The sequence below is a fragment of the Caproiciproducens galactitolivorans genome (assembly GCF_029266045.1).
Lineage (GTDB): Bacteria > Bacillota > Clostridia > Oscillospirales > Acutalibacteraceae > Caproiciproducens > Caproiciproducens galactitolivorans.
Map to the genome: position 1 here is coordinate 191,433 of NZ_JAJUFJ010000002.1, position 17,604 is coordinate 209,036.

Sequence of the window (17,604 nt, forward strand, 5' to 3'; positions counted from 1 at the left end):
GATTCACGCTGAAAAGGATCCCGTGCATGCCGAAATTGCTCTTATGAGTCTATACCCAAAATGTCCACAATATAATTTTTCAAGATAACCGCTTTTGTTCCGAACACGGCCTGAATCCCGTCCCCGATTACCAAAACATCGGTTGCGCCAAGCTCTTTCAGCTTTTCCTTATCCACTTTTTCAATGTCTTTTACGGACACGCGCAGGCGTGTAATGCAGGCGTCCACTTCTTCCATATTTTCTTTTCCGCCAAAAGCTGCGATTACGTCCATTGCCTTATCATGAATCGAGGTCTTTGTGGAAGCGACCGCATTGGAAACGGATACCGAAGCGGCTCCTTCATCCTCATCGGAACGGCCGGGCGTCATAATATTGAACTTCGTGATAAAGAAACGGAAGCTGAAGTAATACAGCAGCGCCCAGAAGATACCCACGATCACAACCGACACCCAGTTTGTTCTTCCGTTCCCCTGCAGGATTCCAAACAGGGTGAAATCAATAAAGCCTCCAGAGAATGTGTTGCCAATACGGACATTAAGCAAGTCGGCAACCAGAAAGGAAAGGCCGTCCAGGAAAGAATGGAACACATAGAGCAGCGGGCTTACGAACAGGAACATGTATTCAATCGGCTCCGTAATTCCGGTAATAAAGGAAGTCAACGCAACGCCGAGGAACAGCCCGCCGTACTTTTTCCTTCTTTCCTTCGGAACGCAGTGGTACATTGCAAGGCAGGAAGCCGGCAAGCCGAACATCATCGTGTCGAAACGGCCCGCAAAAAAACGGGTTCCGTGGGTAAACAGACCCACATGGGTGGGGTCCGCAAGCTGTGCGAAGAAAATCTTCTGCGCGCCCGCAATGGTTTGCCCCGCGACCACTTCCGTGCCGCCCAGTTGCGTATACCAAAACATCGGGTAAATCATATGATGCAAACCGACCGCGCCGCAAAGCCGCATTAAAAAGCCGTAAAGGAATGTACCGAAAACGCCCATAGAGGCGATACCCTGCCCCGCATTTGTAAGCAGGTTCTGAATCGGCGGCCAGATCGCGTAAAACAGCATTCCGATAAAAATCGCCGCGAAGGAGGTAATGATCGGCACAAACCTGGAACCGCCGAAAAATCCCAGAACAGCCGGCAGTTCAATGTTGTGGTATTTATTGTGCAGCGTAACGGCAACCGCCCCTACGACCAGCGCGCCGATTACGCCCGTGTCGATCGCGTTGCCCTTCGGGTTCAAAATCGTCAGCATAACCGATATGGTCGCCGTCATAACCAGATAGCCCACAAGGCCGGCCAAAGCCGCCGTGCCCTTGTCGCTTTTCGCAAGGCCGATGCATAGGCCAATACACAAAAGCAGCGCCAGATTGCCGAATATGGCGCTTCCCGCGCTGTTCATAATTTGAAAGATTGCCTGCGCAACGGGATTGTTCAAAAACGGATACGCCGCGATGGTTGCAGGGTTGCTGAAAGCGCTTCCTATACCAAGGAGCAGGCCCGCCGCCGGTAAAATAGCAATGGGCAGCATAAAAGATTTTCCTATTTTCTGCAATTGTTTAAACATGAATACGCCTCCCTTATCGATTTAATACTTCGGTAAACTTCGCTGTAATATTTTGCGGACGGGTAATCGCTCCGCCGACTACCGCGGAATAAGCCCCGGCTTCAAACACAGCCTTTAAATCCTGGGGTGTATTGATTTTCCCCTCCGCGATCAGCGGGACATGCAAAACAGAGCTTAATTTCCTGATAAGCTCCAGATTCGGTCCCGGCAGATTTTCCGAATAGGGCGTATAGCCGCACAATGTGGTGGATACACAGTCGAAGCCCAATTTTTCCGCATGCAGAACTTCTTCATAGGTAGAGCAGTCTGCCATTGCCAGCCTGCCGTTGTCGTGAATGAGCTTCAGAAGGTCCTCTATTTTCTCCCCGTTCGGCCTGTCACGCAGCGTAGCGTCCAGCGCAATCATTTCGCTGCCGGTTGCGAGGAGTTCTTCCACTTCTTTTCTTGTCGGCGTAATATAAATTTCAGAATCCTTGTAATTTCTCTTCACAATGCCGATAACCGGAAGCCCGGTTACTTTGATAATTTCGTCAATGTCCTCTTTGCTTTGCGCCCGTATTCCTGCGGCGCCTCCCTGCTTTGCCGCGAGCGCCATCCTGCCCATAATAAACGAGCTGTGAAGCGGTTCGTCCTCAAGCGCCTGGCAGGATACGATCAGTTTTCCTTTTACTTTCTCAAGCATATTAGCCCTCCTTTATTTTAATCAAGCTCCCCTTTTAATCACCGATAACCGCTCACTTCTTTCTGTATTAATTGGAATAAAAAAGGCATAAACCCATACATTTCTGTAAAGTTTATGCCTGATTCAACAGTAACATAAAAGGAAATTCAGTTTTCATTGCCCCGTAGTTCTGCATATGCGGTCTATGTGAATGGCCAGATAGCCCAGTTCCCCGTCCGGCAGGGTAAAGCCGGCTTCCTTTTTTACAAGCTCCCCCACCTGTTTTGCCAAAGCATAGGACTTTTTCAGGCTCTTTTTAATCGTGGGAAGAAGCGGGTTGTCAACCGGAATCTTTTTTTCGACACGATCCAGACTGGAACGGAAATGGCTGATCAGCCGGATATAGGTAAGATTTTTTTCAAACTGTAACCCCAGGCTTTCTTCAAGCGAAGTAACCATCATTTTCACAATCCTGGTTTTATTAAAGGAATCGGATGCTTTTATATTCAGCTTTGCCGCGTCAAGGTGCAAGGCAATAAAGGCAACCTCGTCGTCGTTGATTTCGATCCCCATCTGTTCCTTGATCAGATCCTTTGCCGCAAGCCCGACCCGAAACTCTTCCGGATACAGATTCTTAATTTCATAGACGAACGGGTTCTGAATCTCAATACCTTTTTTTATCCGTTCGATTGCGAACCCAATATGGTCGGTTAAAACAATCAGCAAATTTTCGTTTAACCGACCCATCCTTTTCTCCGCCAGCAAAGTGATTTCGGAACAAAGCCCGATCAGTTTATCGTCCAAATTCTCAATAAGAGTGAGATAATCGTTCTTCCCTTTTGTATCATAAGCAAGGAAAGATTTTTCAATCTGTTCGGAATCGATCTCAACTTCCATATCGGGTTTCCGTTTAAAGCCCAGCCCCTTCCCGATCAGAACCAACTGGGTATCCTTTGATTTCCTGCGGACAAGAATCACATTGTTATTCATCACACGTAAAATACGATATACTTCCGTCATCCTGCCACCACCCCACCATAAACAAAAAAGCATTAACACGGACAAAGAAAATCCGGTTAATGCCTGACGAATCAGTAACACACCTATTATCATATTGCTTTTCGTTTACATATATAAGTTAGCATATTTCTACATTGATGTCAATAACATTTTAAAATTTCTGTGCGGATTGAACACTTATTAAGCCGGTAATATTTATGAGAAACGAAAATCTTTTGTTGACAAGGAATGCATAATATATATAATTAAACTAAGATATTAATTAATTCAATTTATTATATTAGGTTTGGTGAAACAATGAAAAAGAGAAACAAAGGGATCAACCAAGATACCATCCAAGGATTTAACCGGTCGCTTATTATCAGTTTGCTTCGCAAACAAGGCATGTGCTCCCGGGTCCAGTTGGCGAACACAACGGGTTTAAAGCAGGCCACCGTTACGAATATCATTAACGATTTTATCAAATGGGGCTTTGTAAAAGAGGTCGGTTTCCTAAACGGAAGCAAAGGGCGACGCTCCATCGGGATTGCTATTAATACGGACACCTTCCGCGTAATCGGCGTACGGATTGCCCGCAAATACTATTCCGTCGGCCTGTTTGACTTAACAGGGAAAATGCATCAGCTGCAACGGGTGGAAACCAATTTGGAAGAGCAGCCGAAGGATATTTTTTCAAATATTAAAAATATGATACAGGAATTCCTGAATCAGAACCGATCCTATACTATTCTTTCTATCGGCGTTGCCATTCCCGGCCCGTTCATTCAAAAAGAGGGGCGCATCGGACTGATGACGGAAGCCGAGGGCTGGAAGCATATTTTAATTAAAAAAGAGCTGGAAGAGCTTTATCATATACCAGTTATATTGGAACACGACGCGAACGCGGGCGTTTACACACAGCAATGGCATTCAAAGGAAGCGTCTGAATGTGAAGTGCTGATCTATGTCGCGGTAGGGCAGGGAATCGGCGCCGGCATTATGATCGATGGCGAGGTAATGAAGGGTTCGCTGGGAACCGCGGGAGAAATCGGTCATACCTGTATTAATTTCAACGGTTTAAAATGCTCCTGCGGTAACACCGGGTGCCTTGAAAAATACTGCTCCTCTATTGCGTTTACAAACGCCGTTAATGAGGCAACAAAGAAAAAATATACTTTTGAACAGATAAAGGAATTGACGAAACAGGGCGACCCCCTCTGCCTGCAGAAGTTTACGGAGGCGTGCGAGTACCTGGGGATCGGCATTGTAAACATCGTCAATAACTTTAACCCAGATATGATTATTTTGGGCGATGAAATGGCACATATCAACCCCAGCCTGATGTACAATACCGTCTGCGAAACCGTGAAAAGCCGGGTAATCCCCGAAGTATGGGAAAATCTTAAAATTGGATTCAGCAACATTAAGAACGATTCCATTCTGCATGGCGCCGCGATTGTTGCGATTAATGAGGTGTTTGAAAACCCCGCCCGTTTTATCGAAGAAAATATTCATCCTTAACGGATTTGCAAAAAACAGATCAATTCTTTAAAGGACCTCTGCACAGCACAGAGGTCCTTATTTTGCTTAAAATCGTATTATTCATCCATTATCAATAAAAATTTTAAGGATTTTCACTTTTCTATTGACATTTAAACACCGGGTGTTATAATAAAACCATAAAATTGATTAATTCATTTAATTGATTTAATCGAAAATGCAGGAGGAGAATTACATGAAAAAACTTTTAGCAGCTATTTTAACAGTCATCATGGCTGGAAGTATGGTAACCGGCTGCGCAAGCAGTTCAACCGCCTCGTCATCCGGGGGCGCTTCCGCACAGCCCACGGCCACATCCCACGCTTCCGGTAAGAAAACGTTCAAGATCGGATTTGCTCAGAAGACGTTGGAAAATGAGTTCCAGACAGCGCTTGCGAATGGCCTTGTAGAAGCAGGCAAAGCAAAGGGATTTGAAGTAACCGTACTCGACGCAAAAAACAAGATTGAAAACGAACAGAAAAACATGGAAACGTTCATCTCCCAGCACTATGACTTGATTTTCATCAATGTTGTTGATACCCAAGCTGCAACCTTAAGCATTGAGGAAGCAACCAACGCGGGCATACCGGTCATTGGAATCGACAGCCATGTTGATAAATCCGCCCCGGTTGTCACGAGCATTTCTGCCCCAGATCGCGCAAACGGAAGAGTTGTCGGTCTGTACGGCGCAAAGCAATACGACAAAGCGACCAAAATTTCTGCAGCCCTATTAAGCGGCAACAAAGGCAACCCCGGCGGGCAGGACAGAAGAGTCGGCCTGTTCTGCGGTTTCCTGGAAGGCCGTATCGGCTGCACAGAGGAAGAAGCATGGAAGCTTGCCGAAGCATTTGAACAGCAATTAACCGACAAGGGCAAAGCTTTCAACGAGAAGGCAAATTTTGAAGTTGTCGCACAGGGCTGGGGCAACTGGACAACCGACGAAGGCCTTCCGGCTATGGAAGATATCCTTGTTGCAAACCCGAACATCAACTGCACGATCGGTGAGAATGACAGCATGCTGATCGGTGCGAAAAAGGCCATTGAAAACGCGGGCAAGCTGAACCAAATTAAGATTTTCGCGGCTGCAGACGGTATGAAGGGTGCACTTGAACTGATTAAGCAGGACAGCGCCTACAAGGCCACCGGCCTGAACAGCCCGACCCTGGTTGCGAAAAAGGGAATTGAAGTCGCAGCGAAACTCTTAGTGGAAGGCGCGGATAAGAAATCCTTTGGCGCTACCGTAAACACCGATCCTGTTTGCATTAACAAAGACAATGTCGGCACCTTCTATGATCCGAATGCTATTTTCTAATCGAATGAATTTTATTGAGTCCACATGTTCTGTCCTGCCCAATTTGGGCAGGACAGTTTGAAAGAGAGGCATAGGAATGGGCAGCGAATATCTGGTCGAGATGGAGAATATTTCAAAGCGTTTCAGCGGAGTAAAGGCTTTGGATAATATGAATTTCAAATTGGGGAAAGGAGAAATTCATGCCCTGATTGGTGAAAACGGCGCGGGAAAATCCACGCTGATGAACATTCTGGCGGGCGCTTTCCCAAGCGATGAAGGCACGATTAAAATTGACGGCAAGATTCGGAAAATCTCCTCTCCGAAAGTCAGCAGGGAACTGGGAATCTCCGTTATCCATCAGGAACTCATGCTGGCTCCGCATCTGACCGTTGCGGAAAACATCTTTATAGACAGGCTCTCTTCCAAGGGAGGAGTTATCAACTGGAAAAAGCTAAAGCAGGACGCAAAGGATATCCTGACCAAGTTGGGCTTCGGTGACATCGACCCGAACGCACGCATTATGGATTTATCCGTAGCGTACCAACAGGTGGTTGAGATCTGCAAATCCTTATCAAGAAATGTAAAAATTTTGGTTCTGGATGAACCGACGGCTGTCCTGACCTTTAATGAAATCCAAAAGCTTTTTGTATTATTAAGGAATATACGGGATCAGGGCATGGGGGTTATTTACATCTCCCACAGGCTGGAGGAAATTTTTGAGCTGTGCGATAAAATCACGGTTATGAAAGACGGCTGTTACATAGGCGATTACGACACAAAAAACATCAGCAAAGACGAGCTGATTGAAAAAATGGTCGGACGGGAATTAACCACGCTTTTCCCCAAGCGCAACGCGGAAATCGGCGATATTGTGCTTGAGGTAAAAAATCTGAACGCCGGCAGAATGGTAAAAAACATCTCTTTTAATATAAGGAAAGGTGAAGTGGTAGGCTTCAGCGGACTTGTCGGCGCCGGAAGAACGGAAACCATGCGCGCAATTTTCGGTGCGGATAAAATAGACAGCGGAACCATTACTTACTTTGGAAAAGAAGTGGTATTCAAGAGTCCCTATGAGGCGGTAAAAAACGGAATCGGCTTTTTGCCGGAAGACCGCAAGCAACAGGGGATCCTGCTTGATATGCCAATTAGAAATAACGTAACCCTGACAGCATTGAAAAAAGTAACAAAGGCCTCTGTTATCCGTCAAAAAGCGGATAAAGGCCTTGCGGAAAGCATTTTGAAGGAAGTCAGCGCAAAGTACCATGCCCTGAGCGACAAGGTTTCCAGCCTGAGCGGCGGGAACCAGCAAAAGGTGGCTTTGTCCAAATGGCTTGCCGCAGATTGCAAGCTCATGATTCTTGACGAGCCCACCAGGGGCGTGGACGTGGGCGCAAAGTCGGAAATCTATAAAATCATCAACGATCTGGCCGAATCCGGTATCGCGGTTATTATGATTTCTTCCGAAATGGAGGAAATTCTCAACATGAGCGACCGGGTCTATGTCATGCGTCGGGGCAGCATCACCGGGGAGCTTCCGAAAGAAGATCTCCAGGACGTCAATATCATGAAATTATGTGTGGGGGAATAAGAAATGAAAACCGATGCAAAAAAATACAGCAATTCCATTACGGAATTTATCAAGAAATATAATACCTATTTAATGCTTGCGGTCTGCCTGATTATCTGCATGGTGATATCGCCTGATTTCCTCACTCTCACGAACCTTTTCAATATCAGCAGACAATACGCGGCGCTTACCGTGGTGAGCATGGGCATGCTGCTTGTGATTGCAACCGGAGGAATTGATTTGTCGGTCGGTTCCTATCTCGCCTGCGGAAGCGTTCTGGTGGCGATTTTCATTAACTCCGGCCTTGGGTTGATCCCGGCGATTTTACTGGATGTCGCGCTGGGGCTGGTCTGCGGAACGCTTTCCGGCGTTTTGGTTGCTAAATTCAAAATGCCGGCTTTCATCGTAACCATGGCGATGATGACGATTATCCGGGGTGCTGCGTTTATTCTTTCAAACGGCTCCCCCATCCGCACCCCCTCCAACACCATCAGCCAGCTTGGGCAGAATACCGTCGCCCATATTATCCCGCTGCTTCTTGTATTGGCGCTGGTTGTCGTAGCCATTTTTGCTTTCGTTATTAACCGCACCTCCTTCGGGCGGATTGTTTTGGCAACCGGCAGCAATGAAAACTGTGTGCGCCTTTCCGGTATACGTGTGAATTACTACTTAATCGCTGTTTACGCGATTTCCGGCCTGTGTGCTACGCTCGGCGGCGTAATGGCCGCTTCCAGAACCGGTATCGGCACCCCGCTTTATGGCGAAGGCCTTGAGCTAGACGCCATCGCCGCCTGTGTCATCGGTGGCGCCAGCCTTTCCGGCGGTACGGGCTCTGCGGTGAAAACCGTAGTCGGTGTTCTGGTTCTTGCCTTAATCGGAAATATTATGAACCTCCTCTCCGTCCCGTCTTATCCGCAGGATGTTATTAAAGGCCTGATTATCATTGCATCCGTGCTTCTTCAGATCTTTACATCTTCAAAAAAGGAAACAGCTTAAAACAACCCATCATTAAAGGAGAAAACCATGAAGACAATTCTAGGAATCGATCTGGGGACCTCCAGTATAAAGGCCATGCTGCTGGATATCGATAACGGAGTACTCGACGTGGCTGCGCAAAGCTATACGGTAAGCATACCCCATGCAAATTACGCCGAACAGGCCCCCGAAATGTGGTGGGACGCTGCGGTAACCATATTTAAAAAGCTGAAAGAACAGCACGGTGAAGCGTTTGATTCCATTGCTGCGGTCGGCTTTTCCGGACAAATGCACGGGCTGGTGATAACCGACGAACACGGGATCCCGCTTCGGCCGGCTATCATTTGGTTGGATCAGCGCTCGGAAAAGCAGCTAGAGGAAATGAACCAAAAACTAAGGCTGGAGGAAATGGCACAGATTTTCCATAACCGCGCATTTACCGGTTTTGCTTTTCCCTCTTTGCTCTGGGTGAAAGAGAATGAGCCCGACATTTTCCGGAAAACCTATAAACTACTGCATCCCAAGGATTATATCCGGCTGAAAATGACCGGGAATTTCGGAACGGATACGTCGGACGCGTCCGCCTCACTTGCCTTTGACGTTGGCAAAAGGGACTGGGCATGGGATATCCTCAAGCGCTTCGAACTTCCGGAATCTATTTTCCCAGCGTGCCATGAGGCGACGGAAATTGCCGGATATATTACGGAAGAATGCGCGAAGGAAACCGGGCTTCGGGCGGGTATCCCCGTTATTTACGGTTCCGGCGACCAGCCGGCGCAGAGCATTGGAAATGGCGCGGTCCGGGAGGGCCTGATCATTTCCAACATTGGAACTGGCGGGCAGATTTCCACCTACTCGAAAAAGGACGTATATGATTCCGGGCTGCGCACACACACCTTCTGCCATTCCATTGACAAGGCCTATACGGTTTACGGAGCAGCTCTGTGCAGCGGTATGTCCCTAAACTGGCTGAAAAACAAAGTGCTGCACATAAAGGATTACAAGCTGATGAGCAATATGGCAGGAGAAATTGATTCCGGCAGCGACGGGCTAATTTATCTCCCCTATCTATCCGGTGAACGAACACCGCATATGAATCCGAAAGCCCGGGGAATGTTTTTCGGCCTGCAACTCCGCCACGATAACCGGCACATAATCCGCTCTGTTATGGAGGGAGTCACTTTCAGCCTAAAAGACTCTCTGCAAATCTTTGACGAAATCGGAATCAAGGGCAACCGTATCATTGCTTCGGGAGGCGGAGCCTCCAGCGATGTGTGGCTCCAGATACAGGCGGATATTTTTGAAAAGGAAGTCCATGTAAGCTGCGTAAAGGAGCAGGCTTGTCTTGGCGCATGCATTATGGCCGGGGCAGGAACCGGCATCTTCGGCAGCATACAGGAAGCCTGCAACCGGTATATTACATTCGATAGCAAGGTCTATTATCCCAATATGAGCAAAATGGTTAAATACCGAACTTCCTACGAAATATATCAGGAATTATACAGCAGAACAAAGGATTTATTTGAAGCGGAAGTCGGAAAATAAATAATGGAGGTATCAATATGGAAGGGAAAATGAAAGTTGCAGTCATGAACGGGGTCGGAAAAATGGGCTTCGTCGAAAGAGACATCCCTGTTCCGAAGGACAACGAAGTACTGATAAAGCTGGAATATGTCGGCGTATGCGGCTCGGACCTTCATTTTTATGAAATGGGCTGTATCGGTGACATCAAGGTAAATCCCCCGTTTGTGCTGGGGCATGAGCCGGGAGGCGTTGTTGTAGAAGTCGGCAAGGATGTTACCCATTTGAAGGTCGGGGACCGTGTGGCGCTGGAACCCGGAAAAACCTGCGGCCACTGTGAATTTTGCAAATCCGGCCGGTACAATCTCTGCCCCGATGTGGAATTCTTCGCCACCCCGCCGTTTGACGGCGTATTTCAGGAGTATGTCGCACACGAAGCGGAACTGTGCTTTAAGCTGCCGGAGAACGTAAGCACGATGGAAGGAGCGCTGATCGAGCCGTTGGCCGTTGGATTTCATGCCGCGCGGCAGGGCGGCGCCCACATGGGCCAGACCGCCGTGGTACTCGGTTCCGGATGTATCGGTCTGGTTTCCATGATGGCGCTAAAAGCGCTGGGCGTATCTAGGGTTTACGTTTCGGACGTTATGCAAAAACGTCTGGACAAGGCGATGGAGCTAGGCGCAACGGGCGTGATCAACGCCGCCAAAGAGGATACCGTAAAAAAAGTGCTGGAATTGACCGGCGGCAAGGGCGCCGATGTAATTATTGAGACCGCGGGCACGGAAACCACTTCGCAACAGGCTGTTTTCATGGCGAAAAAAGGTGCGAATGTTGTTCTGGTAGGATACGGAAAAACAGGCTATATCAATATGCCGATGAGCCTTGCTCTTGACAAGGAACTGACCTTTAAGACCGTTTTCCGCTATCGCAACATTTATCCCATGGCAATTGAAGCGGTTGCAAGCGGTAAAATAAATTTGAACGGAATCGTAACCAATATCTTTGATTTTGACGACATTCAGAACGCAATGGATTCAAGCGTGAAGGACAAAGCAAATATTGTAAAATCTGTCATCCGGATCGCGAAATAAAGAAAGCAACAATCTTCTCATAAATCCCTTAAAACAGGCCCCGGAATTCCGAAATTGGAATTTCGGGGCCTGCATTTTATTCTTTCCCACGCTTGAGGCCCGTCCCCTGCGTATTTGCCTTCGGAAGGTTAAACGGCTGTTTTTGCCCTTCCCAACGGTTTGCGGCCAGAATCCGCAAAATCTGCCCTTGGGTGCGTTCAATCTCCGCGCGAAAAGCCTTTGCGGAAAGGCGCAGGGCGCCATGCCCCAAAATAATGAGCTGCTCCGCGCTGTCCGAGGTGGCCACCGTAACGCGGTGCTTATTCCCAATCTCATAGGTAACCTTTTCAATGTACGCGTCCGCCGTTTCCGCTTCCCTTGTAAATACAACATGAATATTGTTGTAACGGACGACTTTCCCCGTATTATGCGGGACTTTATAAGCGTCAAAAACCAAAATCACATTGCACTTTTTAAAACCCTGATAGTTGCTGAGAATGTCCATCAGAAGATTGCGGGCAGTATCCAAACTGTCCCGGGCCACCTGGCTCAATTCCTCCCATGCAAAAATGATGTTATAACCGTCCACTAATAAATACTCATGGCTGGCAGCCCGGGATTGGGCGGCGTGCTCCTCCGATGGTTGCTCCATTTCCTGCCGCGGCTGCCGGTAAAAATGCCTCTCCTTCACCGGTCCGTACGTCTTTTCAAAGATGGCCTTCAGTTCCTTGTCCTGCTCCAGGGAACCGGTATAGGCCGGCGCGCGCCGCGTGGCGGACGGGGGTTTTTCCGGCTCCTCTTCCGCCGCTTCCGGCTTCAGGAAGCTTTCCACATGCATATGCTTGCGCACTTCATTCCATTTGACCACAACTCCGGCGCCATGGGAACAGAAAACGGAATCCGCCGGGTTTTCCGTGTCCCGCTCGCTGTCGTAGCCGATTGCCGCAATGACTTCTTCCGGATTATGGCAGGGCTCGTATCCTTTCAGCGTGAAGGAGAGCCTTCCCCGCCCCTTCGTATAGGAGGTAAGTTCCAAAGCGTAGCTCCGCATCTCCGCCACCGGGACGGAACCGGTCAGGACCACCTCGTTCCCGATGGTCTCCGGCTGGGCAACATTTCCCGACATCCGCAGCAGGTCCGACATCGCCCGTCCCACATAATCAGCGGGAATTTCCAGCCGGAAGTCGTACCATGGCTCCAGCAGGATGCACTCGGCTGACATCAGCCCTTGCCGCACCGCGCGATAGGTCGCCTGCCGGAAATCGCCGCCCTCGGTGTGTTTTTCGTGCGCTTTCCCCGCCACAAGCGTAATCTTCATATCCGTAATCGGGGAACCGGTCAGCACGCCAAGGTGCGTCCGTTCCTGCAAATGGGTTAGGACAAGGCGCTGCCAGTTCCGGTCGAGCATGTCCTCGCTGCAAACGGTATCAAACTGAAGCCCGCTTCCCCGTTCGCCCGGTTCCATCAGAAGGTGAACCTCCGCATAGTGGCGGAGCGGCTCAAAATGCCCCACCCCCTCCACCGGCGCCGCAATCGTTTCGCGGTAGACAATGTTTCCGGGGCCGAATTCCACCTCCAGGCCGAAGCGCTCTGAAATCAGCCGCTTCAAAATTTCAAGCTGCACCTCTCCCATAATCTGAAGATGGATTTCCCGCAGGTGCTCGTTCCAAAAAATACGGAGCTGGGGATCTTCTTCCGCAAGCTGGCTCAGCTTCAAAAGCGCGGCGTTCGTGTCGCATCCGTCGGGCAAAAGCACCTGATAGGTCAAAACCGATTCCAGTACCGGTTTTTCCGAAGCATATTCAATTCCCAGCCCCTCACCCGAATACGTCCTGCTCAACCCGGTCACCGCGCAAACCGTACCGGAGGGAGCTTCGTCTGCGGTCACGTACTTCGCACCGGAATAAATGCGGATCTGGTCGACCTTCTCCTCCCAGACTTCCTCCTCCGGAAGGCCCTCCCGCCGGTTGGTCAGCAGCATTTTTACCTTCAGGCTTCCGCCGGTAATTTTCATATAGGTAAGCCGGTTCCCCTGCGGGTCGCGGGCAATTTTGAAAACCTTTGCGCCAAACACAGGCGGATAATCCGGACAGTGGGTGTAGCGTTCAAGCCCCTGCAGAAAAGCATCCACCCCGTCGAGCTTCAGCGCGGAACCAAAATAGCAGGGAAACAGCCTGCGCCGCGCGATCAGGGAGGCAACCTCGTCATCCGTCACCTTGCCCCGCTCCAAATAGCCGGTCAGCACATCCTCGTCACACATGGCCACGTTTTCCCAAAAGGAATCCCCCGTCGCGCCGAAGTCCACACAGCCGTCATGGAATCTCTGTTTTAGATTTTCCAGCAAAGCGGCCCGGTCAGCGCCGGCTAAATCCATTTTATTGATAAACAGGAAAACCGGGATACCGTGCCGTCCCAGCAGTTTCCACAGCGTCAGAGTATGCCCCTGTATGCCCTCCGTTCCGCTGATGACCAGAATGGCGTAGTCCAGCACCTGCAGAGTCCGCTCCATTTCGCTGGAAAAGTCTACATGGCCCGGCGTGTCCAGCAGCGTGACTTCCATCTCCCCCAGCGTGAGCAGTGCCTGCTTGGAAAAAATCGTAATGCCCCGCTCGCGCTCCAGGGCATTGGTGTCCAGGAACGAATCCTGATGATCGACCCGCCCCAGCTTTTTCAGGCGCCCGCTCCGATAGAGCAGCCCTTCCGACAGGGTGGTTTTTCCCGCGTCCACGTGGGCTAATATCCCAACAACCAGCTTTTTCATACTTTTTCCACCAAATAACAAATTCATTTGCCGGTTTTACCCGGCAGATTTAATATACCATGATCCGGCGGAGGACGCAATCGCGCGCATCCACTTCATCCGTACCGAAAGCACAAAAACTTGCGCATAAACAGCCCGTTCCTCCGATTCAAGCTAACCCAAAAAACCGGGCGGTATTCGCCACGCAAAAACATACGACCAATCCGGTAACCGTAGGAAGCGCGAAGGCCAGCAAGGTCCATTTCATGCTCTGCGTTTCCTTTTTTATCGTCAGGCATGTTGTGCCGCAGGGCCAGTGCATCAAAGAAAACAGCATTACACAGACAGCCGTAAGCCAGGTCCACCCGTGGTCGATAAGCAGGGTGTGCAATTGCGCCAAGCTTTCATAATCCGTTAAAGCGCCGGTCGCCATATAGCTCATAATAATAATGGGAACCACAATTTCATTGGCGGGAAAACCCAGGATAAAAGCCATGAGGATATAGCCATCCAGCCCGATCAACCGCGCAAACGGATCAAGGAAATCCGCGCATAGCGCAAGAATGCTGGAATCACCCGCTTTCAGATTCGCCATCAGCCAGATAACCAGCCCGGCCGGCGCCGCAACCGCCGCCGCCCGGCGAAGGACAAAGAGCGTACGGTCAAAGATGGAGCGCACGATTACCTTTCCGATCTGCGGTTTGCGGTACGGCGGAAGCTCCAAATGGAAGGAGGACGGCAGCCCTTTCAGAATCGTCTTCGACAACAGTTTTGAAATGAGCAAAGTCATGACTACGCCCAAAACAATGACCATGGTCAACATCAGCGTTGAAACCAACGATTGAAAAGTACCTGCGGCCCCGCCCGCAAAAAACATGGTGATTACTGCGATGAGCGTTGGGAACCGCCCGTTACACGGAACAAAATTATTGGTAAGGATTGCGATTAGGCGCTCGCGGGGAGAATCAATAATCCGGCAGCCAATCACGCCGCAGGCGTTACACCCAAATCCCATACACATACTTAGTGACTGTTTGCCATGCGCGCACGCTTTCCGGAAAAAATTATCCAGATTGAAAGCAACGCGCGGTAAGTATCCCAAATCCTCCAGCAAGGTAAAAAGCGGAAAGAAAATAGCCATTGGCGGCAGCATAACGGAAACCACCCATGCCAGCGTCCGGTAGCAGCCGTCTATAAGCAGTCCCTTTACCCAAAGCGGTGCATTGGCCGCTGTGAAAATCTGGGACAACCGGTCTTCCACCCAAAACAGGCCATTTGCGATCAGCTCCGACGGATAATTCGCCCCTGTGATCGTCAGCCAGAATATGCCGCAAAGCAAAAGCAGCATAATCGGGATGCCCGTTAATTTTGAAGTAAGTATTTTATCAATTTTCCGGTCGCGGGCGGCATATTCCTGCCGTTCATAAACAACTGCGCTCCGGCCGATTTCTTCGCAGGTCTGTACGATTTTCGTAACGATTTTGTCCCGGAACATCTCGCGCGGGATCCCGCTTTCATCGAGCGATTCCCATGCCTTTTCCAGGCATTCCGTTATTTCCCGATTGGCGAGGATATCGTATTGAAGATGTTTTTTCAATGCGTTTAGAATGCCGGAATCCCCATCCAAAAGCTTTAAAGCCACCCAACGGCTGTTTAATTTCCCCTGCAAAGCCTTTTGCACGGCAGGTTCCAGAATGGAAACGGCCTTCTCAATTTCCTCGCCATAGGTGATAACAAGCGGATGCGGTTCGCTTTTTTGCGAAGTCAGGGCGGAAACCGCCTCCATTAAGCTGTTCAGCCCTTTCCCGCTCCGCGCGCTTGTGCCGACGACCGGTATCCCCAATTTCTCGGACACCACATCCAACCGGATTCTTATTTTCTTCCTTTTCGCCTCATCCAGCAAATTTACACAAAGTACGACATTTTTTGAAATCTCCATTGTTTGAAGCACCAGATTCAAATTGCGCTCCAGACAGGTTGCGTCCGCCACAACAACCGTTGCGTCCGGTTCCCCGAAGCAGATAAAATCGCGGGCGATCTCCTCTTCCTCCGAATTCGCCATTAAGGAATACGTCCCCGGTATGTCGACTAAAATATAATTTTTTCCGCCGTAATAATATTTTCCCTGCGCATTTGCAACTGTCTTGCCGGGCCAGTTCCCCGTGTGCTGGTTCAGGCCCGTCAACTGGTTAAATACCGTACTTTTCCCTACATTTGGGTTTCCTGCCAAAGCAATGACTCTATCTTCCTCGCTGTCTTTTTCAATTTGCAGAATTCCGTCGCAGCACTTCAGGACCCCCGTACCGGTCGAATCACCCGATAACCCCATGATCGCCACCTCAACTGTAAAATAAAATATAGAAGGAGGGCTTTTCAGCGTTTTCTTACTGAAACAGCCCTCTTTTATTTATGCGCTCACCATAATTTTTGACGAGACATCCGACCTTAACGCGATAACGGCGCCCCGTATCAGATAGGCGACCGGATTCCCGGACGGGCTGGTATATAGCGGTTCTATTTCTGTCCCGCTGATGACGCCAAGGTCGAGCATACGGCGCCTGAGCGCGCCGTTCGACCGTATCGATGTAACGCTCGCCCTTGTTCCAATGGGTAAGCGGTCTAATGATATTTCCTTGTTTTCCAAAAGAACGGCCTCCCTATTTGCCTTTATAAATCTTTCTTTAAGCTAAGATATGTTGTTTCTGCTAACATTGTTCCTTCTTTATAAGCGATTTTCGTCTCTTCCTTATTCGTAACACCTTTCGTCTTCCACTCTCGGCGGCGTTCACTACCGCCCCATTGAAAAACGGATGGAAAGTGGTGGTATTCGTTTTGAGGTGTGGATATGCCGCGAAAAGGATTGGCCAAAAAAGGGATCATAAAGGCTGCAATCGAACTGATTGAAAAAAAGGATGCTTAAACAAGCTGTTTTTTGACGCCATTAATCGGGTGATGGTGGCAACCGGCCACATGATGAGGGGTGGAACAATTGTTGACGCAACAATTATCAACGCTCCCAGTTCGACGAAGAATACAGAAAACGCTCGCGATCCGGAGATGCACCAAACGAAGAAAGGCAATGAATGGCAGTTCGGCATGAAATGTCACGCCGGGTTTGGATGCGGGCAGCGGGCTGGTTCACACCATTGAGGTAACGGCTGCAAATGTGCATGATGTGGTCGTTGCGCCGAAACTCATCCGGGATGATGATTTCGTTGTTTACGGCAATTCCGGATATCTCGGCATACAGAATCGACCGGAGATTCAGGAAAATGCGCATTTAGCCGCCATCGACTATCGTATCAACCACAGACCGCACAGTTTTCCACAGGTTTCTGACCATGCGCTGGACTGGGAGCGTATGATCGAACATCGCAAATCTTCTGTACGTTGCAAAGTGGAACATGATTTCCGCATTATCAAATGTCAGTTTGGGTATCAAAAGCCCCGGTACCGCAGATTGAAAAAGAATGAAAACCGGCTGTATGCCATGTTTGCCTGCGCCAATCTGTATGCTCTCGCACTAGCCGGGCGAAGTCTACGTGAAACCTGACAAGGGCATAGTGCGCCTTTTTGACGGGCGCACAAGAGAAAATGAAGTTGAAACGGCGGAAAAACACCATTTTTGGGGGAAATTCAGCAAACTTGGCTCAGACCTGAGTGAAATTGAAGATATTGGCCA

The 17,604-nt window shown here is 49.3% G+C and carries 13 protein-coding genes; 7 read left to right on the top strand and 6 right to left on the bottom strand.

Annotated elements, in window-relative coordinates; translation table 11 throughout:
* Window positions 1-41: 41 nt before the first annotated feature.
* From P9B68_RS03380 to P9B68_RS03390, 3 genes are all read right to left on the bottom strand, one after another.
* Window positions 42-1,559 carry a PTS transporter subunit EIIC gene (locus P9B68_RS03380; protein ID WP_135657614.1) on the bottom strand — a complete coding sequence of 506 codons (1,518 nt, stop codon included), beginning with the start codon at window positions 1,557-1,559 and terminating at the stop codon, window positions 42-44.
* 13 nt (window positions 1,560-1,572) lie between these two features.
* On the bottom strand, window positions 1,573-2,241 hold the full coding sequence (locus P9B68_RS03385; RefSeq protein ID WP_135657612.1) for an N-acetylmannosamine-6-phosphate 2-epimerase: 669 nt from the start codon (window positions 2,239-2,241) through the stop codon (window positions 1,573-1,575).
* A gap of 153 nt (window positions 2,242-2,394) precedes the next feature.
* Complete coding sequence (locus tag P9B68_RS03390; RefSeq protein WP_167875141.1) at window positions 2,395-3,240, bottom strand: PRD domain-containing protein; 846 nt, start codon at window positions 3,238-3,240, stop codon at window positions 2,395-2,397.
* A gap of 297 nt (window positions 3,241-3,537) precedes the next feature.
* Between P9B68_RS03390 and P9B68_RS03395 the strand changes: the two genes are divergently transcribed.
* The 6 genes from P9B68_RS03395 to P9B68_RS03420 all read left to right on the top strand — a co-directional run bounded on the left by P9B68_RS03395 (window position 3,538) and on the right by P9B68_RS03420 (window position 11,203).
* Complete coding sequence (locus tag P9B68_RS03395; protein ID WP_135657603.1) at window positions 3,538-4,740, top strand: ROK family protein; 1,203 nt, start codon at window positions 3,538-3,540, stop codon at window positions 4,738-4,740.
* 214 nt (window positions 4,741-4,954) lie between these two features.
* A complete protein-coding gene (locus P9B68_RS03400) occupies window positions 4,955-6,070 on the top strand; it encodes a substrate-binding domain-containing protein (RefSeq protein WP_167875140.1) in 1,116 nt (371 codons plus the stop codon).
* A gap of 76 nt (window positions 6,071-6,146) precedes the next feature.
* Entirely contained in the window at window positions 6,147-7,637 is a 1,491-nt protein-coding gene (locus P9B68_RS03405; protein ID WP_135657599.1) for a sugar ABC transporter ATP-binding protein, read from the top strand.
* A gap of 3 nt (window positions 7,638-7,640) precedes the next feature.
* Window positions 7,641-8,612, top strand: coding sequence for an ABC transporter permease (locus tag P9B68_RS03410; protein WP_135657597.1), 972 nt, complete (start codon window positions 7,641-7,643; stop codon window positions 8,610-8,612).
* A gap of 27 nt (window positions 8,613-8,639) precedes the next feature.
* On the top strand, window positions 8,640-10,136 hold the full coding sequence (xylB, locus tag P9B68_RS03415; protein WP_277668452.1) for a xylulokinase: 1,497 nt from the start codon (window positions 8,640-8,642) through the stop codon (window positions 10,134-10,136).
* Between the two features lie 17 nt (window positions 10,137-10,153).
* Window positions 10,154-11,203, top strand: coding sequence for an NAD(P)-dependent alcohol dehydrogenase (locus P9B68_RS03420; protein WP_135657592.1), 1,050 nt, complete (start codon window positions 10,154-10,156; stop codon window positions 11,201-11,203).
* Window positions 11,204-11,279: 76 nt separating this feature from the next.
* On the opposite strand, the gene P9B68_RS03425 is transcribed toward P9B68_RS03420, so the two are convergent.
* The 3 genes from P9B68_RS03425 to P9B68_RS03435 all read right to left on the bottom strand — a co-directional run bounded on the left by P9B68_RS03425 (window position 11,280) and on the right by P9B68_RS03435 (window position 16,566).
* The gene (locus P9B68_RS03425) at window positions 11,280-13,943 is read right to left on the bottom strand and encodes a translation factor GTPase family protein (RefSeq protein WP_277668453.1); all 2,664 of its coding nucleotides are present in this window, start codon (window positions 13,941-13,943) and stop codon (window positions 11,280-11,282) included.
* Window positions 13,944-14,091: 148 nt separating this feature from the next.
* Entirely contained in the window at window positions 14,092-16,251 is a 2,160-nt protein-coding gene (gene feoB, locus P9B68_RS03430) for a ferrous iron transport protein B (protein WP_135657588.1), read from the bottom strand.
* A gap of 78 nt (window positions 16,252-16,329) precedes the next feature.
* On the bottom strand, window positions 16,330-16,566 hold the full coding sequence (locus tag P9B68_RS03435) for a FeoA family protein (protein ID WP_135657586.1): 237 nt from the start codon (window positions 16,564-16,566) through the stop codon (window positions 16,330-16,332).
* 471 nt (window positions 16,567-17,037) lie between these two features.
* Here P9B68_RS03435 and P9B68_RS11685 point away from each other — a divergent pair, with 471 nt between their 5' ends.
* Window positions 17,038-17,475 (top strand): transposase, encoded by a 438-nt coding sequence (locus P9B68_RS11685; protein ID WP_135657584.1) that lies wholly within the window; start codon window positions 17,038-17,040, stop codon window positions 17,473-17,475.
* Window positions 17,476-17,604: the final 129 nt, after the last annotated feature.

Excerpts from the sequence above, each read along its gene's own strand:
- xylB (WP_277668452.1), top strand. The coding sequence starts at position 8,640 with ATGAAGACAATTCTAGGAATCGATCTGGGGACCTCCAGTATAAAGGCC.
- P9B68_RS03425 (WP_277668453.1), bottom strand. The coding sequence starts at position 13,943 with ATGAAAAAGCTGGTTGTTGGGATATTAGCCCACGTGGACGCGGGAAAA.
- P9B68_RS03395 (WP_135657603.1), top strand. The coding sequence starts at position 3,538 with ATGAAAAAGAGAAACAAAGGGATCAACCAAGATACCATCCAAGGATTT.
- P9B68_RS03390 (WP_167875141.1), bottom strand. The coding sequence starts at position 3,240 with ATGACGGAAGTATATCGTATTTTACGTGTGATGAATAACAATGTGATT.
- P9B68_RS03380 (WP_135657614.1), bottom strand. The coding sequence starts at position 1,559 with ATGTTTAAACAATTGCAGAAAATAGGAAAATCTTTTATGCTGCCCATT.
- feoB (WP_135657588.1), bottom strand. The coding sequence starts at position 16,251 with ATGGGGTTATCGGGTGATTCGACCGGTACGGGGGTCCTGAAGTGCTGC.
- P9B68_RS03420 (WP_135657592.1), top strand. The coding sequence starts at position 10,154 with ATGGAAGGGAAAATGAAAGTTGCAGTCATGAACGGGGTCGGAAAAATG.
- P9B68_RS03405 (WP_135657599.1), top strand. The coding sequence starts at position 6,147 with ATGGGCAGCGAATATCTGGTCGAGATGGAGAATATTTCAAAGCGTTTC.
- P9B68_RS03410 (WP_135657597.1), top strand. The coding sequence starts at position 7,641 with ATGAAAACCGATGCAAAAAAATACAGCAATTCCATTACGGAATTTATC.
- P9B68_RS03385 (WP_135657612.1), bottom strand. The coding sequence starts at position 2,241 with ATGCTTGAGAAAGTAAAAGGAAAACTGATCGTATCCTGCCAGGCGCTT.
- P9B68_RS03400 (WP_167875140.1), top strand. The coding sequence starts at position 4,955 with ATGAAAAAACTTTTAGCAGCTATTTTAACAGTCATCATGGCTGGAAGT.